Origin of the sequence: Halomonas sp. BC2 (genome assembly GCF_002078115.1) — a bacterium.
Taxonomy (GTDB): domain Bacteria; phylum Pseudomonadota; class Gammaproteobacteria; order Pseudomonadales; family Halomonadaceae; genus Vreelandella; species Vreelandella stevensii.
The window spans coordinates 49,851-74,096 of the sequence record NZ_LFGT01000026.1; the positions used below are offsets into that span (position 1 = coordinate 49,851).

A 24,246-nucleotide genomic window follows, 5' to 3' on the forward strand; every position below is an offset into this window, starting at 1 on the left:
CCGCAGCCCAGCGCTTCGCCCTTGGCCAGCGCCGCTCCCAGCGGCGAACGCTATGCCATGTCCGGCGATGCCTATCCAGTAGCACCGCCGGATGTCAGCCAGGTGCCCGATGCCGAGCCGCGCATCGAGGAGCCCTCACGTGCAGGCAATCGCTCCACCTACGAGGTGTGGGGCGAAACCTACCGTGTACTGCCGGACTCGCGGGGTTATGCTCGCCAGGGCACGGCCTCCTGGTACGGTGAAAAATTCCACGGCTACGCCACCTCCAACGGTGAGATCTACGACATGTACAAGATGACGGCGGCGCATCGCTCGCTGCCGTTGCCGACCTTTGCCCGTGTCACCAGCCTGGCCAATGGCCGTTCGGTGATCGTACGCGTCAATGACCGTGGCCCTTTTCACAGTGATCGCGAAATCGATCTTTCCTATGCCGCAGCGGCTCGACTAGGCATTCTGGACGATGGCACGGGGCCTGTTCGCGTCGAAGCCATCGATCCGGCGCAATGGCTGGCCGAGCGTGGTCGAGGCGGGGAGGCGGCCCGCTCGACGGCGGCGAGCTCACCTGCACCCGCCTCGTCTGCGCCGAGTGTGGTGAGTGCTCCCGCTGCGCCTTCGTCTTCTGCTTCGCCGGTATCCAGTCAGCCGAGCGGTGACGGCATCTTCCTGCAAATTGCCGCGTTAGGTACGGCAGAGGGTGCCCAGCAGTTGCAGCAACGCCTTTCTGGGGAGTTATCGCATGGTGTACATGTGAAGAGCGAGGCTGAAGTGCATCGGGTTCAGGTGGGCCCAGTGACTCCTGCCCAGGAAAACCAGGCGCGGGAAGATCTGCGCCGTGCGGGCTTTCCTCAAGTGTTTATAGTGCGATAATGCGTGCCAATTTAGTCATCCAGCAGCGCCACCGTGCTGCCATTCAATGTAAGTGAGACGTGTGAGATGAGTGTATTGATTTCGATTCGCCGGACCGCCAAGCTGTGCTTGTTTGCCGCGATGACCGTGGTGGCAATACCTGCCACGGCTCAGGTGATTCCCCAGCCGCAACCCCAAACCATCATTCCAGCGCCTCCACAGCTGGCGGCCAGCTCGTGGATTTTGATGGATGCCAATAGCGGACGTATTCTCGCCGAGCATAATTCCGATGTCCGCCTACCACCGGCGAGCTTGACCAAGCTGATGACCGCCTACATGGTCGAGCGTGAGCTGGACCGAGGCACCATCAACCTGACCGATATGGTCAATATCAGCGAGAACGCTTGGCGCACCGGTGGCTCCAAAATGTTCATCGAGGTGGGCGACCGCGTCTCGGTGGATGACCTGCTACACGGTATCATCATCGTGTCCGGCAACGATGCCAGTGTGGCCATGGCCGAGCATCTGGCCGGGGGGGAAGCGCCCTTTGCCGACCTGATGAACCAGCATGCCACGCGCCTGGGCATGCACAATACCAATTTCCAGAACGCCACAGGGCTGCCGGGTGACCAGCACTACTCCACGGCGCGGGACATGGCCATTCTGTCCCAGTACATCATCAACGACTACCCTGACCACTACGCCATCTACTCACAGCGTAACTTCTCCTTTGGCGGCATCGATCAGCCCAATCGTAACCGCTTGCTGTGGCGCGACCCTTCAGTGGATGGCCTGAAAACCGGCTGGACCACCGAGGCGGGTTACGGCCTGGTATCGTCTGCGCTGCGTGATGATATGCGCCTGATCTCCGTGGTCATGGGCACCAGCTCCGAAGAAGCTCGCGCCCAGGAAACTCAGAAGCTGCTCAGCTATGGCTTCCGCTTCTATGAAACCATGAAGTTGTACGAGCGTGGTGCCGTATTGGCCACGCCACGGGTGTGGGGTGGCGACACCAACGAGCTGCGTGTGGGCGTCGATGACGAAGTCTTCATGACGTTGCCACGTAATCGTAACGAAGAGCTGCGCGCGCGTCTGAATCTGGATAGTGACCTGAGTGCGCCCATCGCCGTTGGTGACGAAGTCGGCACTCTGGAAGTCTACCTGGGTGACGAGATGGTCGGCGAGCGCCAGCTGGTGGCACTGGAAAACGTCGAAGAGGGCGGGCTGTTCAAGCGCTTCTTCGATCAGGTGCAGCGCTTCTTCAGCAATCTGATCGGCAACTTCAGAAGCTGAACGAGCCTCGAGCACCGCAGGCCGACGTGACCTGCCTGCGGTGCTCCGGTCTCCCAATCGCAACCAGAAGCTCTGGCGTCATCGTCAGGGTTTCATTCGTTTTAGCATGCGTCATAGATAGGCAACCCATGAAAAAAGATACCAAGTCTCCGCTGCGTGACCTGCGCCAGCCCTCCACGGTCAGTGAGCCGCCCAAGATCACTTTTCCCTGCGACTACTCGCTCAAGGTGGTAGGCGATGCGGCGGATGATTTTCCCGCCTGTGTATGCCAGGTCATCGTCAAGCACGCGCCTGATTTTGATGAAACCACCCTGCAGGTGGTGGATAGTCGTAATGGCCGCTTCCAATCGGTGCGGGTGACCATCGTGGCTACCGGTGAGCAGCAGCTGGCCAGCCTGTTCGATGAGCTGAAAGCCACGGGCCGCGTGCACATGGTGGTGTGACATGAGCCACCCCGCACCCATCGAGCTGCACCGCCTGGGGCGTCGGCCTTACCAGCCTGTCTGGGAAGCCATGCGCGAGCTCACCGACTGCCGTGACGAGCATACGCCCGACCAATTCTGGCTGGTCGAGCACGACCCGGTCTTCACTCAAGGGCAGGCGGGAAAGCCCGAGCATTTGCTGATGCCGGGCGATATCCCAGTGGTCAATACCGACCGTGGTGGCCAGGTGACCTACCACGGGCCTGGGCAAGTGGTGCTTTACCCGCTACTGGACGTGCGGCGTGGCAAGGTCGGTGTGCGTGAGTTGGTCAGCGCGCTGGAAAATGCGGTGATCGATGTGCTGGCCCGTCATGGTGTCGATGCCTGGGCCAAGCCGGATGCCCCCGGCGTGTATACCCGCACGGTGATGGGGGAGGCCAAGATTGCATCGCTGGGGCTGCGCATTCGTCGAGGGGCCAGCTACCACGGTGTTGCATTGAACGTGGACGGCGACCTGTCGCCGTTTGGGCGCATCAACCCCTGTGGCTACGCAGGCATGCAGGTAACGCGCTTGGGCGATCTGGTGACGCTAGACGATGGCGCAGATATCGGGGGCGCACTGGCCCTGGCGCTGGCGGAGCAGCTAGGCCGATCGCTGGTGGATTCGGCGTCGTGATCGAGTAAGTGCTGCAAAAGACGGGCTCACCGGCATGCTGAAAGGGCATGCCGGTGACAGTCGTGCGGGGTATCAGCCGACGTTGAAGGCCGGAATACGGTTGCTGTCGGTTTCCTGGCCAGGCACTGCGGCAGGGGCGGCCAGGCCCAGGTTGTTCTTTTCGAACACGCGGTCGGCGCGGTAGCTCGAACGTACCAGCGGGCCGGAGGGAACCTCCATGAAGCCCTTTTCGAGGCCCAGCACGCGATAGCGCTCGAACTCTTCTGGCGTGACATAGCGCTCTACTGCCAGATGGTTCTTGGTGGGGCGCAGGTACTGCCCCAGCGTGACGATATCCACACCGATGGCGCGCAGGTCGTCGAACGTCTGCAGAATCTCTTTTTCCGTTTCGCCCAGCCCCAGCATCAGGCTGGTCTTGGTGATCACGTCCGGGCGGTGGCGCTTGGCGTGGGCCAGTACATCCAGCGTCTTGCGGTAACCGGCACGCGGGTCGCGTACCTTGGAGGTCAGCCGCTCCACGGTTTCCACGTTCTGGGCAAACACTTCCAGGCCGGAGTCGACCACGCGCTCGATGGCGGCCTGATCACCGTCGAAATCCGGCGTCAAAGCCTCCACCACGACCTCGGGGGTGCGTGCCTTGATGGCGCGAATGCACGAGGCGTAGTGCGTGGCACCGCCATCTTCCAGGTCATCCCGGTCGACCGAGGTCAGCACGATATAGCGCAGGCCCATCAGCTCGACGGACTTGGCGGTATTCTCGGGCTCTTCCTTGTCCAGCCATCCCTTGGGATTGCCGGTGTCCACCGCGCAGAAGCGGCAGGCGCGGGTACAGACGGAGCCCATCAGCATGATGGTCGCGGTGCCGTTGCTCCAGCACTCGCCCATGTTGGGGCAGTGGGATTCGGCGCACACCGTGCTCAGCCGGTGAGTCGATACGTTTTTCTTGACGGCTTCGAAACGCTCGCCGCCTGGAATCTGGGCGCGCAGCCATTTGGGCTTGCGTTCAAGGGCGGGCGCATCGGCCTGTGCCTTGCGCTGCTTCATGCCGTCCTTGATCACCGTCATGCCGTGTTCGTTGCGGAATTTTTCGCCGCTGGGCACGCGCTGGGAAGGGGTGTTGCTCATAGGAGAGAGCCTCGAGTCACGCTAACTGATACGTAGGTAGTAGATAATGTAACATACCTGGCAATCAACAAGACACCGTCGCGCATCACGGGGTCTGTTCGACGCTCAGGCCTGGCAAGCAGGAAACGCCGTGGCTGGGGAGGGGGCTGGGGGGCGCCTGGAAATGCGCACGCAGCTCGCTGAGGTGTTCGCGGGTGAAACGCAAGAACAGCTCCGCCACCGGCGTGGGGAAGTGGTCGCGGCGATAGACGGTGCACCAGGCGCGGCGGATCGGAAAGTGGGGCAGCGCCAGCGTGGCCAGCAGCCCCTGTTCCAGCTCCAGCTGAATGGCCATGCGCGGCAGTACCGCCACGCCCAGATGCGCCATCACGCCTTGTTTGATCGCTTCGTTGGTACCCAGCTCGATACGGTGGGGCAGCCCGACTTCCTGATCGACCGCCAGCTGCTCGAAGGCGCTGCGCACGCCTGACCCCGGCTCACGCATCAATACATAGTGGCGGGCAAAGTCCGAGAGGGTAGGGTTGGCCAGTTGGAGCAGCGGATGCTCCGGCCATACCACGGCCACCAGCTCATTTTCCAATACCGGCATGACCACCAGCCCATCGTCCTCCGGCACCATGGCCATGATGACCACGTCATCCTGCTGGTCGGCGAGGCGCTCCAGTGCCTGGCTGCGGTTGCATACTTTCAGGCGTAGCTGCACATCGGGGTAGCGGGCGCGAAAGCGTGACAGCAGATAGGGCACCACGTATTGGGCAGAAGAAACCGCTGCAATGCTCAACTTGCCGCTGATCTTGCCGTTAATATCTGAAAGGTGCATCTGCAGGCGCGAGAGCTGTCCGAAGATTTCCCGAGTGGAGAGCGCCAGCGTATCCGCCGCAGGCAGTACATGCAGGGTTTTACCGGCATAGCGAAACAGCGGCTGCCCCAGCGCCTGTTCCAGCTGGCGAATCTGGGCGCTCACGGCGGGTTGAGTCAGGCCTAGCTGTTCGGCGGCACGCGAATACGAGCGCTGGCGATGTACGGCCTGAAACACCTGCAGTTGGCGAAACGTCAAGCGGTTGAGCAGCGACGGGGATGACATAACCACCTCGAGGTAAACGTGCTCGGTCAGCGTCAGCGACTCCCAAGCGCGTGGGTCCATGTCGAAATGCTACCACCCTTTGCCCGCTAACGCCTTGAATCGCTGTCGCTCGATGGTTCATACATAGGTTGTTACACAGGTTCATGTATGGGTAATGATCGACGTCTGGCAAGGAGTGGCCTAAACTATATTGCATTGCAGCATCAGGCTTCGGGCTTGGTGCCCCGCATCAACCCCACGGGAGACTCTATGAACTTTCTCGCTAATCCCCTGCTTTCCCCCACTCTGGGCAACAGCGCGCTGACGAGCATGATGGACCCGTTCGGGTTTGGGCGTGCTGCCTTGAGCTACTGGCGCGACAGCGTCGAGCGCAACGTGCTGTACTGGGATGTGATGCGCGAACGGGGCAACCAGTATCTGGCCCACATGGAGCAGACCAAGCCCAACGTGCTGGGGTTCGATACCGAAGGGCTGATGGACGGACGGACGCTGCCCAACCCGACCAATTACGAACTGCTGCGTGTATTGCCCAAGGGCGATACGGTCACCGACCCCAGCAAGCGCCCGTTCGTGGTGGTCGACCCTCGGGCCGGGCATGGCCCAGGCATCGGCGGCTTCAAGCCCGACAGCGAACTGGGCGTGGCGCTCAAGGCAGGCCATCCCTGCTACTTCATTGGCTTTCTGCCCTTTCCCGAGCCCGGCCAAACGGTCGAGGATGTGGTCGAAGCCGAAATCGCTTTCCTGCGTCATGTCATCGAGCTGCATCCAGAAACCACTGAAAAGCCGATGGTGGTAGGCAACTGTCAGGCGGGCTGGCAGATCATGATGGCGGCGGCACTGGAGCCCGACGTGTTCGGACCCATCCTGATTGCCGGTGCGCCGCTCTCTTACTGGGCGGGCGAGCACGGCAAGGCGCCGATGCGCTATACCGGCGGCATGGTGGGCGGTAGCTGGATCACGGCGCTGACCAGTGACATGGGCAATGGCCTGTTCGATGGCGCCTGGCTGGTGCAGAACTTCGAGCGCCTGAATCCGGCCAACACCTACTGGAAAAAGCAGTACCACCTGTATGCCAATATCGACACCGAAACCTCGCGTTATCTTGAGTTCGAACGCTGGTGGGGGGGGCACGTGGTGCTGGGTGGAGAAGAAATCCAGTACATCGTCGATAATCTGTTCGTGGGCAACCGGCTCTCCACGGCCCAGCTGGTGACCCGCGACGGACGACGCATCGATCTGCGCAACGTGCGCTCGCCGGTGGTGGTGTTCTGCTCCCGTGGCGACGACATCACGCCGCCGCCGCAGGCGCTGGGATGGATTCGTGACCTGTACGAAGGCGAAGAGGACATCATCGCCAACGACCAGACCATCATCTACTGCCTGCATGACACCACGGGCCATCTGGGGATCTTCGTTTCCGGCAGCGTTTCCCGCAAGGAACACTCCGAATTCACGGCCAATATGGATTACATCGACGTGATGCCGCCAGGGCTTTACGAAACGACGATTTCTCATGCCAGTGAACGAGCCGATGCCGAGCTGATCGAGCGTGACTACCTGCTCGAATTCAATCAGCGCAACTTCGAGGAGTTGGATCGGGAAGTCATGCACAAGCCCGAAGATGACCGCCGTTTCGCCACCGTTGCACGCATCTCGGAGATCAATCTGGGGCTGTATCGGATTTATATGCAGCCCTGGTTGCAGGCGGTGATGACGCCAGAAGCCGCGCGCTGGATCCGGCGCATGCACCCCATTCGGCTGGGCTACAAGCTGCTGTCGGACCGCAACCCGCTGAGCGTGCCGTTGCCGGTGATGGCTGATTACGTGCGCAAGCACCGTGAGCCGGTAGGGCAGGACAACGTGTTCAAGGCCTTCGAAACCATGGCCTCGGACCAGATCGTCGCCAGCCTCAATGCCTGGCGCGATTTCAGGGACAGCAGCACCGAGCGGCTGTTCATGGATATCTATGGCCAGCCCCTGCTGCAGGCGGCCGTTGGTTTGTATGGCGATGCCCATGTGCATCGCCGCCGTCCGGGTGCCGAGCCGGAGCATCGTCGCTTCATCCAGCATCAGCAGGACAAACTGCGCAAGAAAATCGCCCAGGGAGGCCCGCACGAAGCCGTTATGCGGGCAGTCATATACGTACTGGGCGGTGCACCTGCCACCGACGAGCGCAACTTCAAGCGTCTGCGGGCCTCCCGCGCGGAGCTCAAGCCCAGCAGCTCGCTGAGCGAGTTCAAGCGTATGGTGCGCGAGCAGTTTTTCATTCTCAAGCTGGATCGTGAACAGGCCCTGAGCACGCTGCCCGTGCTGCTGGAAGGTGAGGACAATGTGGCCATCGATGGGCATATCAAGCATCTGGAGCATGTGTTCTCGGCCAGCGGTGAGCTGACCGAGCACGCCGCCGAGCGTTTCGAGCAGGTCAAGGCGCTGTTTGGCCAAGCGCGCCCTGCGCTGCCTGCGACTGCCGCCAGCGCTGAGCCCGAATCTGAGGCCGGGCCTGAGACCAAGGCCAAGGCCAAGGCCGCCACTGGCACCGAGGTTGCAACCACCACGGATGCCGAGCCCACGGCGGCATCACCCGCTTCTGCAGCGGCGGCTAAAAAGCCAGCGGCCAGGCCAGCCAATGGGCGGCGCGGAACGTCTCGCAAGCGCTAGCCGCCTCGCGCTACCGTCGATCACGCCCCCGCTTTTTAGCGGGGGCGATTGGTTAGTGGGTGTGGCTTTGGGTTGCCGAGTGTCAAGCGGCAGTCTAGTGTCTAGCTACTCGATATAAAAAAACGCTAGGCGTCATACCGACACCTTCCCGAGCGGGATGTGCCTCGCCATGGGGTGCAGCCTGATGCAGGTTGCTACTAGCGCTTGGGCAAGGGCTGGGGTAGGGTAGGCGCATTTTTCTCATGGTCGCCAAGGCATAATGTGGGGCGACAACGTACTTAGCGCCGTGGCGATCACGCCTCGGCATCAGGAAAGTGGAGCACTATGGGCAAGTCACTGGTCATCGTCGAATCGCCTGCGAAAGCGAAGACGATTAATAAGTATCTCGGCAACGATTTCATCGTGAAGTCGAGCGTGGGTCACATCCGTGACCTGCCGACCAGCGGCTCGGGCAAGGTGGCCTCCGACCCAAAGGAGCGCGCTCGCCAGGCCGCGGCTACGCGCAAGATGTCAGCGGAAGAGAAAGCCGAGTACAAGCAGCGCAAGGCCCACACCCAGCTGATTCGCCGTATGGGCATCGACCCGGACAATGGCTGGGCAGCCAACTATGACATTTTGCCCGGCAAGGAGAAGGTCGTTGCCGAGCTGAAGAAGCTGGCCGAAAAAGCCGATGCCGTCTACCTCGCCACGGATTTGGACCGCGAGGGGGAGGCCATTGCCTGGCACCTGCGGGAAACCATTGGTGGTGACGACAGCCGCTATAAACGCGTGGTGTTCAACGAAATCACCAAGAATGCCATTCAGGATGCCTTCAAGACCCCCGGCGTACTGAACATTCCTCGCGTGGAAGCCCAGCAGGCGCGCCGTTTCCTCGACCGGGTCGTGGGCTTCATGCTCTCGCCGCTGCTGTGGGCCAAGATTGCCCGTGGCCTGTCTGCCGGCCGTGTACAGTCGGTGGCCGTGCGTTTGATCGTCGAACGTGAGCGGGAAATTCGCGCCTTCATTCCCGAAGAGTTCTGGGACGTGCATGCGGATCTGGTCTCGCCGGAGGGCGAGCTGGTGCGTTTTGCTTTGGCGCGGCAGGATGGTCAGGCCTTCCGCCCCACCTCGGAAAAAGAGACCCTGGAGCGAATTGCCAAGCTGCGCAAAGCCAAACTGTCGATCACGTCTCGCGAAGACAAACCGACACGCTCCAAGCCTACCGCTCCCTTCATTACCTCGACGCTGCAGCAGGCTGCCAGCGGGCGGCTAGGGTTCTCGGTCAAGAAGACCATGACCATGGCCCAGCGGCTCTACGAAGCTGGCTACATCACTTATATGCGTACCGACTCGACCAATTTGTCCAAGGATGCGGTCGAGAGCGTGCGTTCGTTTATTGGTGATGAGTATGGGGAGCGCTACCTGCCCGAAGCGCCCAACCGCTACAGCAGCAAAGAGAGCGCACAGGAAGCCCACGAGGCGATTCGCCCCTCCAGCGTGGAGCGCAAGTCCACGGATCTGGTGGGCATGGAGCGTGACGCCGAGCGCCTGTATGAGCTGATCTGGCGGCAGTTCGTGGCGTGCCAGATGACCCCGGCGGAATATCTTTCCAGCACCCTCAATGTCGAAGTCGATGGCTACGAACTGCGTGCCAAAGGGCGCGTGCTCAAGTTCGATGGTTACACCCGGGTGATGAAGCCGACCGGCAAGAACGAGGATCAGACCCTCCCCGACCTGCCCACCGGCACGCCCATGAGACTTGAAGTGCTCGACCCTCAGCAGCACTTCACCAAGCCGCCTGCGCGTTACACCGAAGCCAGCCTGGTCAAGGAGCTGGAGAAGCAGGGCATCGGGCGACCTTCTACCTATGCCTCGATCATCTCCACGATTCAGGATCGGGGTTATGTGAAGCTGGAAAACCGCCGCTTCTATGCCGAAAAGCTGGGCGATATCGTCACCGAGCGCCTCAAGGAGTCGTTCCCGGACCTGATGGATTACTCCTTCACGGCGCGGATGGAAGACAGCCTGGACGAAGTCGCCGAGGGTGAGCGCAACTGGCGGGCGCTGCTGGATGCCTTCTACGAAGAGTTTCGTCATGAGCTGGCCAAGGCCGAGAGCGACGAGGGAATGCGCCCCAACCAGCCGGTACCGACCAACATCGACTGCCCCAGCTGTGGCCGTCAGATGCAGATTCGAACCGCTTCCACTGGTGTGTTCCTGGGGTGCAGTGGCTACAACCTGCCGCCCAAGGAGCGTTGCAAGACCACCATCGATCTCATTCCCGGTGAAGAAGCCGTGGCTGAAGATGCCGGTGAAGAGGCAGAAACCGATGCGCTACGCGCCAAGCGCCGCTGCCCGAAGTGTGGCACGGCCATGGACAACTACCTGATCGACGAAACCCGCAAGCTGCATATCTGCGGCAACAGCCCGGATTGCGATGGCTACGAAGTCGAGAGCGGTAAATTCAAGATCAAGGGCTATGACGGCCCATTGATCGAATGCGACAAGTGTGGTTCGGACATGCAGCTCAAGTCCGGGCGCTTCGGCAAGTATTTCGGATGTACCAACAGCGAGTGCAAGAACACCCGCAAGCTGCTGCGCAGTGGCGAAGTGGCACCGCCCAAGATGGACCCGATTCCCATGCCGGAGCTGGCCTGTCAGAAGGTGGAAGACCATTACGTGCTGCGTGATGGCGCTAGTGGCCTGTTCCTGGCAGCCAGCAAGTTCCCCAAGAACCGTGAAACTCGCCCGCCGCTGGTGCAAGAGCTGAAGGCCCATGCTGATGGGCTGCCCGAGAAGTACCACTTCCTGCTCAAGGCGCCCAGCGAAGACCCGGATGGCCGTCCGGCGCAGATTCGCTATTCGCGCAAGAATAAAGAGCAGTACGTGATGACCGACGAAGAGGGCAAGGCCACGGGCTGGAAAGCCACCTACGAAGGCGGTAAATGGCACGTGGAGGACAAGCGCAAGTGAGTGCCCGTTCGCGTACTAACCAGCTCCTTTATCAAGCCGAGCTGATGATTGGGCTTCCGGTGGGCGACGATGAGCATGCCCCCGCCCGTCAGGGGGCGCTGGAGGAGGGCGCGCTGGCGCTGTTCGAGCTGGCGCTGGCGTCGCTGCTGAAAGAGGTTACCGAGCACGCTCGTCTGCCAAGCCATGACTGGCAGCGCCTGCTGGCCAGCGACGGCCCTGCGCTGGCCGAGCTGCAGCGCTTGCGCGACGAGCTGCAACGCCCGGATAGCTGGCTGGCATGGCTGGTTGGTCAGCTCGAAAAACTGCATGGCGACGAGGGCGCAGCCCGTCGTCATGTGCATAACCCGGCCATGATTGCGGTAGGTGCCCAGGCGTCGCTGGGTGAGCAGTTGCTAGAGCATTTGCAAGCGGCGAAGCGTGAAATCGCCATGCTCAGGGAGACCAGCGTCGAGTGGTAGGCTTGAAAAATTGCCGATCATGACCATGCTATGGAGTACGTTACTCAACAGGAGGCAAGGATGCGATACAACCAGGTGAAGGATCTCATGGAGTGGGCCGCCGGTTACCACGCGCGCATGGCGCGCCAGTACAGTGCCGCGGCCGATGCCGCCGAGCACGAGCGTCTTGCCATGGCGCTCAACTACCTCGCCAGCAGCGAGTTGACCATGAAGTCTGGGCTCGAAGCGCTGTTTCATGATGGGTCGGATCAGCGTGAAGTGCTGGAGCTATGGTTCGACGAATCGGGTGACTTCCCTCAGCCTCCGCTGCTGGAGGCGCTGGCCGAGCAGGACGTGGCCGGATCGCTGGACGAGCTGACCGCCACGGCGGTGGAGTCACATCATCAGCTTCAGCGTCTCTATGAACATCGTGCATCGCGGGCCAAGGTGGCGCCAGAAGAGACGTTCTTCACGACCCTGGCCCAGGGGCATGCCGCCGAAGCGCGCAAGCTGGTGGCCAGCCTGCAGGAGCTGGAAGGCGTCTGACAGGGTGTTACGTTGAAGCACAGTTGGCGGTTGAGATAGCAGGCATTTTGGGCGTTTATTGAAGAGTCGATACGCTGACAAAAGCCGCATGAATAGGGTATAACAGTACCCATCCATGCGTTATTGGCCAGCCGTGCCTTGCCTTTCGCGCTGACCCATTTTCGAGAGCAACAATGATGCCTGTAAACCGTCGCCGATTTTTGGCGCTGGCACTGGGCTGGCCTGTAGTGGCCAGTGCAGCGGCTACCAGTGCCCTGCCTGATTACGAGTCTACCGATCTGGTCGCCACCTTGCTGGCCAGAGCAGACGTGCCCCGTCACAGCAACGAGGTGTGGGTGCTGGTAGACGACAAGGAAGCGACGCTTAGCGTGTTTCGCGGCCATGCCCTGGTAGAGCGATTTGCGCCGGTATCGCTCGGCCGTGGCGGCGCCAGGGCCCACCGTATACGCGGCGGTAACGTGACGCCGCTGGGTGAGTTTAGAATTAATCGATTTAATTTCGAAAGCCAGTGGCATATCTTCATTGGTATCGATTATCCTACGCCACCTCACGCGCGCATGGCGCTCGAAAAAGGCATCTACTCCCAGGCGGACTACGAGGCCTATTTCGACCACTATCGCCGTTACGGCTCCCCACCGCAGGATACCGCGCTGGGGGGAGCCATTGGGATTCACGGCATTGGCCGAGGAGACCCCGATATCCATGGCAACTTCCACTGGACCCAAGGGTGTGTGGCAGTGACCAATGAGCAAATCGAGCGGGTTGCCGAGCTAGTAGGAGTTGGCACACGCGTGGTGATCCGCTAGGCTTATGTTGTTGAAGGAAGTTCCAGGTTTTTGTACACGCGACTATAGACAACCGCTGTGGTCTATTATAAAACAGCGTTTGACTTGCGTACCCCACGGGTAAGCCCTGGTACAAGTCGGTGAAAAGAACCTGCATCGCAGGTAGACAAATCTAAGCTAATAATTTAGCTTTATTTTTTGTCATACCCTTAAACGTAGTACCCAAGGAAGACTCAAGGAGAACATCATGACTCTTAAGACTGCTCTGAAAATGACCGCCGCTGCTGCTTCTCTGGCAATCCTGGCTGGCTGTGCTTCTACCAGCGCTCTGGAAGAAGTTCGCATGACTGCTGAATCTGCACAAGCTGACGCTGCAGAAGCTCGCAGCATGGCTTCACAGGCTCTGAACACTGCAAACCAGGCTCAGCGCGACGCGCAAGCTGCCCTGCAGATGTCTGAGCAGAACCGTGAAGAAATGAACCGCATGTTCCAGCGTTCCATGCAGAAGTAATTCTGCTTGGGTCGTCAGGTTCGTCAAGAACCCGACGGCTGCTGTTAGATGTGAAAAAACCCCGCCAACTGGCGGGGTTTTTTTGGCGTTTTTTCAGGTTTTGCTTTCATTCCGGTCGCCAATCGTCGAGCGAGCTTGGCGGAGGATGACAGGGCCGCCAGAGGCGGCCCTGGAAGGCGTTAAGCGTCGCCTTCGATACGAACCACGGTAGACAGCTCGATGTCGCCTAGAATGCCTTCCAGCTGCGGCTGCTGCGCTTCAGGCTGGGGCTGTTCTTCAACGGCGGCTTGCGGGCCGTGAAGCGCGACAAAACGGCCGTCAGGCTCGGCGATGGCGCGCTGGATCTGGGCTTCGTCGATATCCACCTGGTCTTCCACCAGGGCGTTCAGGCGCTCCATGGCGTCGCGCAGGGGCTCAGAGCCTTCGACGTTCTCTTCCAGCTGTGGGTAAGACTGCACGAACAGCGTACCGTCAGCCGCCCAGCCTGCCTTGAAGGGAGCATCCATCAGGTTGACCTGAGTGCCGCTGGGCAGGCGCTCGTAGAGCGACTCGATATCTTCGGGGTACATGCGAATGCAGCCGCGGCTGGCGCGCATGCCGACGCCGTCAGGACGGTTGGTGCCGTGAATCAGGTAGCTCGGCATGGCCAGCAGGATCGCGTGGCGGCCCAGCGGGTTGTCAGGGCCTGGCGGCACGATGGCCGGGGCAGGCTCGCCACGCTCGGCGGCTTCACGACGCATGGAGGCGGGCGGTGCCCAGGCGGGGTCCTTGACCTTGACGGTGGTGCGGGTAATGCCGACCGGGGTGGCGAAACCGTCACGACCGACGCTGACCGGGTAGGTCTCGACGATGCCGGGGTTGTTGGCCGGGTAGTAGTACAGGCGCAGTTCCGACAGGTTCACCACCACCCCTTCACGCGGTGCGGGGGGCAGGATGTACTGGGCCGGAATGACGATTTCCGTGCCTTCGCCAGGTACCCACATGCTGACGCCAGGATTCGCCATGCGAATCTCTTCGTAGCCGATGTTGTGGCGACGGGCGATGTCGATCAGGGTGTCTTCGGGGTTGTCCACCGTTACCGTGTAGTACTCACCGATGATGTCACCCTGCTCGGGCAGGCGAAAATGCCCGCGTGGCAGTTCGTGGCGCGCCTCGGCGACCTGTTCGGCACCGGCAGTGGCTTCACTGCTGACCGCAGCCTGCTCTGAGGCGGGCTGGGCATAAGCAGGGCCGGTCAAGCTGGCGGCCAGCAGGACCGCCAGACTGGTGGGGCCCCAACGGTTGATGATCTTGCGAGTCTTCATGGTCGTTCCTAATCAAGTATGCACTGCAGAGACGCCTGGCGGTGGTTGGCCATGCGTTGGCAGGGTTGTCTGCTTAATGACAAGTTTGCCCCAAGGTTCACGCCTTCGCTACTTTTTGATTAAGGGTGTTTAACAGTGTTTCAACCTTCTCAAAGCGTTGTTCGGCGGTTTCCATCGTAAATTCAAATCGTAAGGTATCGGAGCCGTCCAGGCGGTAGTGCTGCGGGGAGGTCTGGATCAGCGTCACCAGGGTCAATGGGTCGACCTGGGTAGAGCCGTCGAACAGCACTCGACCCCGGGATTCACCGGCCTCGATGCGAGCAATACCGAGCTGTTCGGCGCGCTGGCGCAGCCGCGTCTGGCGAATCAGGTTCTTCAACGGCTGGGGCAGCAGGCCGAAACGGTCGATCAGCTCCACCTGCAGCTCTTTGAGTTCACCATCCGATTGGGTATTGGCAATACGCTTGTACATCACCAGGCGCTGCTGCACGTCGTGCAGATAGTCGTCGGGGATCAGCGCGGGTAAGTTGAGGCTGATTTCCACGCCGGTGTTGAAGGGGGCGTCGATGTTGGGCGTCTTGCCTGCCCGAATGGCCTTCACGGCGCGGTCGAGCATCTCCATATAGAGTGAGTAGCCGATGGTTTCCATCTGGCCGCTCTGCTCGTCGCCCAGCAGCTCCCCGGCACCGCGAATTTCCATGTCGTGGCTGGCCAGGGTAAAGCCCGCGCCCAGGTCGTCGGAGGCGCTGATGGCTTCCAGGCGTTTGACGGCATCCCGGGTCATTGCCTTCGGCGAAGGCGTGAGCAGATAGGCGTAGGCCTGGTGGTGGCTGCGGCCCACGCGCCCCCGCAGCTGGTGCAGCTGGGCCATGCCGAACTTGTCGGCACGCTCGATCAGAATGGTGTTGGCGCTCGGCACGTCGATGCCGGTTTCGATGATGGTCGAACACACCAGCACGTTGAAGCGCCGATGATAAAAGTCGGACATCACGCGTTCCAGGCTACGCTCTGGCAGCTGGCCGTGGGCCACCGCCACTCGCGCTTCCGGCACCAGCTCGCGAATCTGTTCGGCGGCGTTTTCGATGGTCTTGACTTCGTTGTGCAGGAAGTAGACTTGGCCGCCGCGCAGAATTTCCCGCAGCAGGGCCTCCTTGATCACGCTGTCGTCGCGCTGCTGGACGAAGGTTTTGACCGATAGGCGCCGGGCGGGTGGCGTCGCGATGATGGAGAGGTCGCGAATGCCGCTCATCGCCATGTTCAGCGTTCTCGGGATGGGCGTGGCGGTCAGCGTGAGAATGTCGATCTCGGCCCGCAGGGTCTTGAGCTTCTCCTTCTGGGCGACGCCAAAACGGTGCTCCTCATCGATGATCAGTAGCCCCATTTTGGGCAGCTCGACGCTCTTGGACAGCAGTTTGTGGGTGCCGATGACGATATCGGCCTGCCCGCTCTTGATACTTTCCAGTGTCTGCGTCATCTCTTTGCCGCCGGTAAAGCGCGAGATCAGGCTGATGTTCACCGCGGTGTCGGCAAAGCGGTCACGAAAGTTTTCGAAATGCTGGCGTGCCAGCAGGGTAGTGGGCACCAGGACCACCACCTGCCTGCCCGACTGAACGGCCAGGAACGCTGCGCGCATGGCGACTTCGGTCTTGCCGAAGCCCACGTCGCCGCACACCACGCGGTCCATGGGCTGGGGCGATACCATGTCGCTGATCACCGCTTCGATGGCGGCCTGTTGGTCGGGAGTCTCCTCGAAGGGGAAGCTGGCCGCGAAGCGCGCGTACTCCTCGCCGGGGGCTTCGTAGACCACCCCTTGCTGGGCCTCGCGCCGGGCGTAAATGTCGAGCAGTTCGGCGGCGGTATCGCGAATCTTCTCGGCGGCCTTGCGGCGGGCCTTCTCCCATTGGTCGGAGCCCAGTTTGTGCAGCGGTGCCAGCTCGTCGTCGGCACCGCTATAGCGAGAAATCAGGTGCAGGCTGTCCACCGGCACGTACAGCTTGGCGCCATCGGCATAGGAGAGCGCCAGAAACTCGTTGGCCTGGCCCCCGGCTTCCAGGGTTTCCAGGCCCAGATAGCGGCCCACCCCGTGGGCCTGGTGGACCACCGGCGCCCCCTCGCGGAGTTCCGACAGATGACGCACGGCCAGTTCGTTGTCATCGGTGGCTTTCTCGCGGCGGCGGCTCTGTCGTACTACGTCGCCGAACAGCTCGGTTTCGCTGATCACCGCCAGGTCGGGCGTTTCCAGCCACAGGCCGCTGGCCACCAGGCTTTCGGTGATGGCCAGCGGCTGGTCACCTTTCAGGAAGGCGTGGAAGTTCTCCACGTGGGGTAGCGAGAGCTTGAGCGGCGCCAGCACTTCCTCCAGTGCTTCTCGGCGACCACGAGATTCCGCCACGAACAGCAGGCGCGTACCGGGTTGCGCCGCCATGAAGCTTGCCAGCTCGGCCAGCGGCTGTTTGGCTCGCGCATTGATGGCCAGCGAGGGCAGGGCACGGGCCTGGGGTGCCAGCGCATGGCGCTGCTGCTCGTCCTCGGTGAACTCCACTCTGGGCCGTGCCTTGATGGCGGCAAACACGTCGCTGACCGGAAAGAACGCACGATGGGGCGGCAGTAGGGGGCGTGTCGGGTCGACGCCCAGATTGACGTAGCGCGCTTCGATGGCCTGCCAGTGCTGTTCGGCGGCAGCGAAGACGCCCGGCAGCAGGGCGATCCGAGTGTCGTCTGTCACGTGGTCGAACAGCGAGGCGGTTTCGTCGAAGAACAGCGGCAGGTACTGCTCCAGTCCTGGTGAAGGAATGGCCTTCAGGGCGTCGTTGTAGAGTGGGCACTGGCGCGGGTCGACGTCGAACAGGGTCTCGAACTGCTCGCGGAAGCAGGCAATAGCGCTGCGGCTCAGCGAGTACTCGTGGGCGGGCAGCAGTTCGATGCCGTCGATTTTGCCGGTAGAGCGCTGGCTGCCCGGGTCGAAGTGGCGCAGGGTGTCGATCTCGTCATCGAACAGGTCGATACGAATCGGCTCGTCCATGCCCATGGCGAACAGGTCGATGATAGCCCCGCGCATGGCGTATTCGCCCGGCTCGTAGACCGTTTCCACCGCGCGATAGCCCGCCCGTGAAAGCGATTCGCGGAAGCTCTCCCGGTCGAGCCTGGCGCCGGACTGCAAGGTCATGACGCGGCCTGCAATGTAGGACACCGGTGGCAGACGCTGCATCAGTGTATTGATGGGAACCAGCACGATGCCGCGCGCGCCGTCCTGTAGCTGCCTCAGCGTGCGCAGGCGGGCGGAGATAATATCCTGGTGCGGTGAAAAACTGTCGTAAGGCAGCGTTTCCCAGTCGGGGAGCGGCAGGACCGGCACGCTGCTGTAAAAAGCCAGGTCCTGCTCCAAGCGTTGAGCGCTGGCAGTATTGGGGGTGATCACCAGTAACGGGGCTTTGGTGGCTACCTGGGCCAGTGCCAGCGCGGTGGCGCTGCCCGGCGGCGCTTTCAGGTAGAGCGTATCGCGTATCCCTTGCGGCTGAGGCGGTTCGAGCAGAGAAAAAGAGGTCATGGAGTCGGCTTCGTTTTGCGCTGGAACGGAACCAGAATCATACACGAACGACACTTTTACGCAGCGCCTTTTGGCCCGTGGGCCGGGCGGGGTCGTCATCGCGCGTTGCATCATGGGTGTTTGTAGTCAATGCCCTATTTCTGTAATACCCCTACATCCTGTGCGACTATCCATTCATTGCAGCCACGCTGCTGGCTTCGGATAATGCCCCCTGAAAATCCCCCTTTACTACCAATGAGGCCGCCCGTGAGTCAGCAAACTCTCGACAACGTTTTCCAGGATTGGCAGAACAACGAAGCTCTGGCTGAGCAAATGATCCCGCTGGTCGGGAAGTTGTATCGCCAGAACAATGTTGTCGCCACCATGTTCGGACGTTCTCTGATCAAGCGGTCGGTGATTCGGATTCTTAAAGACCATCGTTTCGTGCGCAAGATCGAGGGCACCGAGCTGTCCGTGGAAGATACCTTCCCAATCGTCGAGGCCATGAGCGAGATGAACCTGGGGCCGGCCCACGTCGATGTAGGCAAGCTGGCGGTGATGTTCAAGCGCCAAGGCGGCGGTGATCTGAACGCCTTCCTGCGCGGTGAGCTGAGCGATATCATCGATGGCTACCAGCCCGGTGCCAGTACCGGCGAGCCCCAGGACGTGGTGCTTTACGGGTTTGGCCGTATCGGTCGCCTGCTGGCCCGTATCATGGTCGAAAAAGCCGGTGGCGGCAACCTGTTGCGTTTGCGTGCCATCGTGGTGCGTGGCCGTGGCGACGTGGGCAAGGACCTCGAGAAGCGCGCCAGCCTGCTGCGTCGTGATTCTGTCCATGGGCCCTTCGATGGCACCATCACGGTAGACGCCGAAGCGCGTACGCTGACCATCAACGGTAACGTGGTTCAGGTGATCTACGCCGATTCGCCCAGCGAGATCGACTATACCGCTTACGGTATCCATAACGCCGTGGTGGTGGACAACACCGGTATCTGGCGTGACGAAGCGGGCCTGGGCCAGCACCTGGAGTGCAAGGGCGCAGCCAAGGCGCTGCTCACGGCGCCGGGCAAAGGCGATATCAAGAACGTCGTGTTTGGCATCAACCACGAAACCATCGGCGAAAGCGACCGCATCGTATCGGCGGCGTCGTGCACTACCAACGCCATCGTGCCGGTGCTGAAAGTGCTCAACGATGAGTTCGGTGTGGTGACCGGCCATGTGGAAACCGTGCATGCCTACACCAATGACCAGAACCTGATCGACAACTACCACAAGGGTGACCGTCGCGGACGCAGCGCTGCCCTGAACATGGTATTGACCGAGACCGGTGCAGCCAAGGCCGTCGCCAAGGCGCTGCCCGAGCTGGAAGGCAAGCTGACCGGCAACGCCATCCGTGTGCCCACGCCCAACGTCTCCATGGCAATTCTGAACCTGACCCTGGAGAAGGGCACCGATGCGGTGGCGCTTAACGACTACCTGCGTCGTATGTCCATCGATTCGTCCTATCAGAAGCAGATCGACTTCGTCGACTCTGCGGAGGTGGTCTCGTCGGATTTCGTCGGCAACCGTCATGCCGGTATCGTGGACGCCAAGGCGACCATCGCCAACGGCACCCATGCCGTGGTCTACGTTTGGTACGACAACGAATTCGGCTACAGCTGCCAGGTCATCCGCATTCTTCAGCACATGTCCAACGTGCAGTTCCTGAAACTGCCGCGTCAGGCCAGCTGAGCGATCGGGGAGGGTGTTCGACTAATGCAGCATTATTAGATGAAACACCATGCCTTTCAAGCGCCACCTTCGGGTGGCGTTTTTGTATATAGCACTTTCGGAGGCGGTCAGGGATGTGGTCATTGGCCGCGCTTATCTTTATAATACGATGGATTTTTTCGGGGTGGTTCAAGCTTGCTTGGGCCGGACTGGTAACAATCTGAACAGAAAACAAGAATTCGCTGAGCAGAAATTAAGCAATCGAACCCCTTACCTTCGTATATCCGATCCATCAACTGGGCGAGACTATGATCGAAGTCAAAAAAGGCCTGGATCTCCCCATCACGGGAGCGCCTGAGCAGCGTATTGAAGATGCGCAGCTTGTGCGCCATGTGGCAATCCTGGGCACCGACTACGTTGGCATGAAGCCAACGATGGAAGTTCAGGCAGGGGATAAGGTCAAACTAGGCCAGCTGCTCTTCACCGACAAGAAAGTCGACGGCGTGCGCTTCACCGCACCCGCCGCTGGTGAAGTGGTCGCTATCAACCGTGGCGAAAAACGTCGTTTGCTGTCTGTGGTCATAAAAGTCGATGAAAATGAAGAAGCGATGACATTCGCTTCTCATGATCGTGGTACTTTAGGACAGCTGGATCGTCAGACCGTTGTCGACCAACTGGTCGAGTCGGGTCTCTGGACTGCCTTGCGCACCCGTCCCTTCTCGCGCACGCCTGCCATCGACAGCGTTCCTGCCGATATCTTTGTCACCGCCGTGGATACTCATCCGCTCAGCGCTGACCCGGCACTCATCATCAATGAGAACTCCCAGGCATTCGAAGACGGCCTCAAGGTGCTAACCCGCCTGACCGAGGGCAACGTTTTTCTGTGCACGGGTGCCAACGCATCACTGCCCGGTAGCGATGTCAGCGGCGTCAAGACCGAAAGCTTTGCCGGGCCGCACCCTGCGGGTCTGGTCGGCACGCACATTCACTACCTGTCGCCTGTCGCGCTGCACAAGAAAGTGTGGCACATCGGTTATCAGGACGTGATCGCGTTCGGCAAACTGTTCGTGGAAGGCAAGCTGGACGTCTCCCGCATCGTCGCGGTGGGCGGCCCACGCGCTGAGAAACCTCGTCTGCTGCGCACCCGTGTGGGCGCCAGTACCCAGGAACTCCTGGCAGGCGAAGTGATTCAGCCCGAGGACACTCGCGTCATCTCCGGTTCGGTATTTTCAGGCTTTGCCGCCGAGGGCAATATCACTTATCTGGGTCGCTTCCATAATCAGATCAGCTTGTTGGAAGAGGGTAACAAGCGCACCTTCATGGGATGGCTCTCGCTGGGTGCGAACCGTCACTCCATCATGGGCATCTATCTGTCCAGGTTCAAAGGCCTGAGCAACTACGCGCCGACCACTTCCACCAATGGCTCCGAGCGTGCCATGGTGCCGGTGGGCAACTACGAGCGCGTCATGCCGTTGGATATCATGCCGACGCAGCTGCTGCGTTCGCTGATTGTGGGCGACATTGAGGTTGCCATGCAGCTCGGGTGTCTGGAGCTGGACGAAGAGGATCTGGCGCTGTGTACCTATGTTTGCCCCGGCAAATACGAGTACGGCCCCATCCTGCGTGACAATCTCACCATGATCGAGAAAGAGGCCTGATGATGGGTATTCGACAAACACTCGATAATCTCGAGCCGCATTTCCACAAGGGTGGCAAGTACGAGAAGTTCTATCCGCTGTACGAAGCGGTAGACACCATCTTCTACACCCCCCCGAGTGTCGCCAAGACCACTGCCCACGTTCGTGACGGCGTCGACCTGAAACGCATCATGATCACCGTGTGGTTGTGTACTTTCCCGGCCATGTTCTTCGGTATGTGGAGCGCTGGCTGGCAAGCCAATACCGCCATCGAAGCAGGCTATGCTTCCATGGGCGGCTGGCGCGAAGCGATCATGATGACCCTGGCGGGTGGCCATGATCCGGGTAGTCTGTGGGCCAACTTTGTCCTCGGTGCCACCTACTTCCTGCCCATCTATCTGGTGACCTTCGCGGTCGGCGGTTTCTGGGAAGTCCTGTTCGCGGTCAAGCGTGGCCACGAAGTCAACGAAGGCTTCTTCGTCACTTCCGTACTGTTCGCACTGATCCTCCCGGCGACCATCCCGCTCTGGCAGGTGGCCCTGGGTATCACCTTCGGTGTGGTGATCGGCAAGGAAATCTTCGGCGGTACTGGCAAGAACTTCCTGAACCCCGCGTTGACAGGTCGCGCGTTCCTATACTTTGCTTACCCGGCGCAAATTTCCGGTGATGCAGTGTGGGTCGCCGCCGATGGCTACTCGGGAGCCACCGCGCTTTCTGTGGCCTTCCAGGACGGTATGACGGCATTGACCAACTCCCTTAGCTGGTGGGACGCATTCCTGGGCTTTATGCCCGGCTCGGTAGGTGAGGTCTCGGCGCTGGCCATCTTTATCGGTGGTGCGGTATTACTGTGGACCGGTATTGCATCGTGGCGAATCATGCTTGGGGTGTTCCTGGGTATGGTAGTGACCAGCACACTGTTCAACCTGATTGGCTCCGAGACTAACCCGATGTTCGCCATGCCGTGGTACTGGCACCTTGTGATTGGCGGCTTCGCGTTTGGTATGGTGTTTATGGCAACGGACCCTGTGTCTGCTTCCATGACCAACCAGGGGCGTTTGGTGTTTGGCGCGCTAATCGGTGTGATGACGGTGCTGATCCGCGTGGTGAACCCGGCATTCCCGGAAGGCATCATGCTGGCCATCCTGTTTGCCAACCTGTTCGCACCGCTGATTGACCACATGTTCGTCCAGGCCAATGTCAAGCGCCGTCTCAAGCGGACTGGCACACCGGCCGAGGAGACTGCCTAATGGCACAAGGTAACAACTCCATCAAGAAAGTACTGATCGTAGCGTTTTCGCTGTGCATCGTGTGCTCGGTCATCGTTTCGACAGCGGCCGTGGCACTGCGCCCTGCGCAGCAGCTCAATCAGGAACTCGACCGTAAGACCAATATCCTGCGCGTTGCCAATCTCTATGAGAGCGGCATGGACGTAGAAGCCGCTTTCCGTGAGGTAACCCCACGCGTGGTCAACCTCGAAACGGGCGAGTACTCGGACCAGCACGATCCCGAGACCTTCGACGGCTTCGAAGTTCGTCGTGATCCGGCGGCCTCGCGCACCCTGTCAGGTGAGCGTGACCCGGCAGGCTTGTCGCGGGTCGAAAACTACGCTACCGTCTACCTGGTGGGCGACCCGGACAGCCCCGAGCAGATCATCCTGCCCATCCGTGGCCAGGGCCTGTGGGGCCTGATGCGCGGCTTCCTGTCGGTCGAAGGTGACGGTAATACCATCGTCGGTATCACCTACTTCGAGCACAGCGAAACGCCAGGGCTGGGTGCTGAGGTCAACAACCCCCGTTGGCAGGCTCAGTGGGAAGGCAAGCAGATCTTCGACGAAGAGGGTGATCTGGTGCCGGCTATCCGTGTCGTGAAGGGTAGCGGTAGCGGTGACTATGAAGTCGACGGCCTGTCGGGTGCCACCCTGACCGCTAACGGTGTTAACAACATGCTGCAGTTCTGGCTGAGCCCGGAAGGCTTCGGTGAATACCTGGCCAAGTTCCGCAGCGGCGTTGACCAGGAAGACGTTCAGGACGCTGACGTCGAACTCGAAGCGGAAGGAGCTTGATCATGGCGGACGTAAATGCAAAAAGCGTCTTGACGGCGCCGATCTTCAAGAATAACCCGATTGCCCTGCAGATCCTCGGTATTTGTTCTGCGCTGGCGGTAACCACCAGCATGAGCGTATCGCTGGTCATGGCCCTGGCGGTAATCTTCGTAACGGCTTTCTCGAACCTGTTCGTATCGTTGATTCGGAATCACATTCCTTCCTCGATCCGTATCATCGTTCAGATGACGATCATCGCCTCGCTGGTTATCGTGGTCGATCAGATTCTGAAAGCCTACGCCTACGAAATGTCCAAGCAGCTGTCGGTCTTCGTCGGTCTGATCATCACCAACTGTATTGTCATGGGACGTGCAGAAGGTTTTGCCATGACCAACTCTCCCGGCATGTCCTTCCTGGACGGTATTGGTAACGGCCTGGGCTACGGTTTTGTTCTGATGGTCGTTGGCTTCTTCCGTGAACTGCTGGGTGCGGGCAGCATCTTCGGCTTCACCGTACTGCCCACCGTGCAAAACGGCGGCTGGTACGTGCCGAACGGTCTGCTGCTGCTGCCGCCGTCTGCCTTCTTCATCATCGGTCTGTTGATCTGGGCAATTCGTGCCTACAACCCCGAGCAGGTAGAAGACAACGAGTTCAAGATGAAGCACAACACCAAGCCGAAGGAGGCTGTGTAAC

At 60.5% G+C, this 24,246-nt stretch carries 19 protein-coding genes; 15 read left to right on the top strand and 4 right to left on the bottom strand.

Annotation, left to right across the window (positions count from 1 at the left end; all coding sequences use genetic code 11):
• The 4 genes from B7L71_RS15100 to lipB form a co-directional block, all read left to right on the top strand.
• Positions 1-867: septal ring lytic transglycosylase RlpA family protein (locus B7L71_RS15100; RefSeq protein WP_081138927.1), on the top strand; the 867-nt coding region annotated here is incomplete at its 5' end.
• A 66-nt stretch (positions 868-933) separates the two neighbouring features.
• A complete protein-coding gene (locus B7L71_RS15105; RefSeq protein WP_081138929.1) occupies positions 934-2,139 on the top strand; it encodes a D-alanyl-D-alanine carboxypeptidase family protein in 1,206 nt (401 codons plus the stop codon).
• Positions 2,140-2,267: 128 nt separating this feature from the next.
• On the top strand, positions 2,268-2,582 hold the full coding sequence (locus tag B7L71_RS15110) for an HP0495 family protein (protein ID WP_081138930.1): 315 nt from the start codon (positions 2,268-2,270) through the stop codon (positions 2,580-2,582).
• A 1-nt stretch (position 2,583) separates the two neighbouring features.
• Positions 2,584-3,237, top strand: coding sequence for a lipoyl(octanoyl) transferase LipB (gene lipB / locus B7L71_RS15115; RefSeq protein WP_081138932.1), 654 nt, complete (start codon positions 2,584-2,586; stop codon positions 3,235-3,237).
• A gap of 72 nt (positions 3,238-3,309) precedes the next feature.
• Here the strand turns inward: lipB and lipA are convergent, their stop codons facing one another.
• Together lipA and B7L71_RS15125 are read right to left on the bottom strand one after the other, a co-directional pair.
• Positions 3,310-4,362 carry a lipoyl synthase gene (gene lipA, locus B7L71_RS15120; protein WP_081138933.1) on the bottom strand — a complete coding sequence of 351 codons (1,053 nt, stop codon included), beginning with the start codon at positions 4,360-4,362 and terminating at the stop codon, positions 3,310-3,312.
• An 85-nt stretch (positions 4,363-4,447) separates the two neighbouring features.
• Positions 4,448-5,446 carry a LysR family transcriptional regulator gene (locus B7L71_RS15125; protein WP_039179984.1) on the bottom strand — a complete coding sequence of 333 codons (999 nt, stop codon included), beginning with the start codon at positions 5,444-5,446 and terminating at the stop codon, positions 4,448-4,450.
• Between the two features lie 249 nt (positions 5,447-5,695).
• Between B7L71_RS15125 and B7L71_RS15130 the strand changes: the two genes are divergently transcribed.
• The 6 genes from B7L71_RS15130 (at position 5,696) to B7L71_RS15155 (ending at position 13,335) form a co-directional block, all read left to right on the top strand.
• The gene (locus B7L71_RS15130; RefSeq protein WP_081139025.1) at positions 5,696-8,104 is read left to right on the top strand and encodes a DUF3141 domain-containing protein; all 2,409 of its coding nucleotides are present in this window, start codon (positions 5,696-5,698) and stop codon (positions 8,102-8,104) included.
• Between the two features lie 324 nt (positions 8,105-8,428).
• Positions 8,429-11,056 carry a type I DNA topoisomerase gene (topA, locus tag B7L71_RS15135; RefSeq protein WP_081138935.1) on the top strand — a complete coding sequence of 876 codons (2,628 nt, stop codon included), beginning with the start codon at positions 8,429-8,431 and terminating at the stop codon, positions 11,054-11,056.
• Entirely contained in the window at positions 11,053-11,514 is a 462-nt protein-coding gene (locus B7L71_RS15140) for a DUF6586 family protein (protein WP_081138936.1), read from the top strand. The genes topA and B7L71_RS15140 overlap by 4 nt, the downstream gene beginning before the upstream one ends.
• A 60-nt stretch (positions 11,515-11,574) precedes the next feature.
• The gene (locus B7L71_RS15145; protein ID WP_016914089.1) at positions 11,575-12,039 is read left to right on the top strand and encodes a hypothetical protein; all 465 of its coding nucleotides are present in this window, start codon (positions 11,575-11,577) and stop codon (positions 12,037-12,039) included.
• Positions 12,040-12,212: 173 nt separating this feature from the next.
• Positions 12,213-12,845 (top strand): L,D-transpeptidase family protein, encoded by a 633-nt coding sequence (locus B7L71_RS15150; RefSeq protein WP_081138938.1) that lies wholly within the window; start codon positions 12,213-12,215, stop codon positions 12,843-12,845.
• A gap of 226 nt (positions 12,846-13,071) precedes the next feature.
• Positions 13,072-13,335, top strand: a complete 264-nt coding sequence (locus tag B7L71_RS15155; protein WP_016914087.1) for an Lpp/OprI family alanine-zipper lipoprotein — start codon at positions 13,072-13,074, stop codon at positions 13,333-13,335.
• Positions 13,336-13,514: 179 nt separating this feature from the next.
• On the opposite strand, the gene B7L71_RS15160 is transcribed toward B7L71_RS15155, so the two are convergent.
• Together B7L71_RS15160 and mfd are read right to left on the bottom strand one after the other, a co-directional pair.
• A complete protein-coding gene (locus B7L71_RS15160) occupies positions 13,515-14,639 on the bottom strand; it encodes a L,D-transpeptidase family protein (RefSeq protein WP_081138939.1) in 1,125 nt (374 codons plus the stop codon).
• A 97-nt stretch (positions 14,640-14,736) separates the two neighbouring features.
• The gene (gene mfd / locus B7L71_RS15165) at positions 14,737-18,186 is read right to left on the bottom strand and encodes a transcription-repair coupling factor (protein ID WP_170919516.1); all 3,450 of its coding nucleotides are present in this window, start codon (positions 18,184-18,186) and stop codon (positions 14,737-14,739) included.
• A 246-nt stretch (positions 18,187-18,432) separates the two neighbouring features.
• Here mfd and B7L71_RS15170 point away from each other — a divergent pair, with 246 nt between their 5' ends.
• From B7L71_RS15170 to B7L71_RS15190, 5 genes are all read left to right on the top strand, one after another.
• Entirely contained in the window at positions 18,433-19,896 is a 1,464-nt protein-coding gene (locus B7L71_RS15170; protein WP_081138941.1) for a glyceraldehyde-3-phosphate dehydrogenase, read from the top strand.
• 287 nt (positions 19,897-20,183) lie between these two features.
• Positions 20,184-21,533, top strand: a complete 1,350-nt coding sequence (locus tag B7L71_RS15175) for a Na(+)-translocating NADH-quinone reductase subunit A (RefSeq protein WP_081138942.1) — start codon at positions 20,184-20,186, stop codon at positions 21,531-21,533.
• On the top strand, positions 21,533-22,759 hold the full coding sequence (locus tag B7L71_RS15180) for an NADH:ubiquinone reductase (Na(+)-transporting) subunit B (protein WP_081138944.1): 1,227 nt from the start codon (positions 21,533-21,535) through the stop codon (positions 22,757-22,759). Before B7L71_RS15175 ends, B7L71_RS15180 begins: the two co-directional genes overlap by 1 nt.
• Positions 22,759-23,574 (top strand): Na(+)-translocating NADH-quinone reductase subunit C, encoded by an 816-nt coding sequence (locus B7L71_RS15185; protein ID WP_081138945.1) that lies wholly within the window; start codon positions 22,759-22,761, stop codon positions 23,572-23,574. The genes B7L71_RS15180 and B7L71_RS15185 overlap by 1 nt, the downstream gene beginning before the upstream one ends.
• 2 nt (positions 23,575-23,576) lie before the next feature.
• Positions 23,577-24,245 (top strand): NADH:ubiquinone reductase (Na(+)-transporting) subunit D, encoded by a 669-nt coding sequence (locus B7L71_RS15190; RefSeq protein ID WP_081138947.1) that lies wholly within the window; start codon positions 23,577-23,579, stop codon positions 24,243-24,245.
• The last annotated feature ends 1 nt before the right edge of the window (position 24,246 follow it).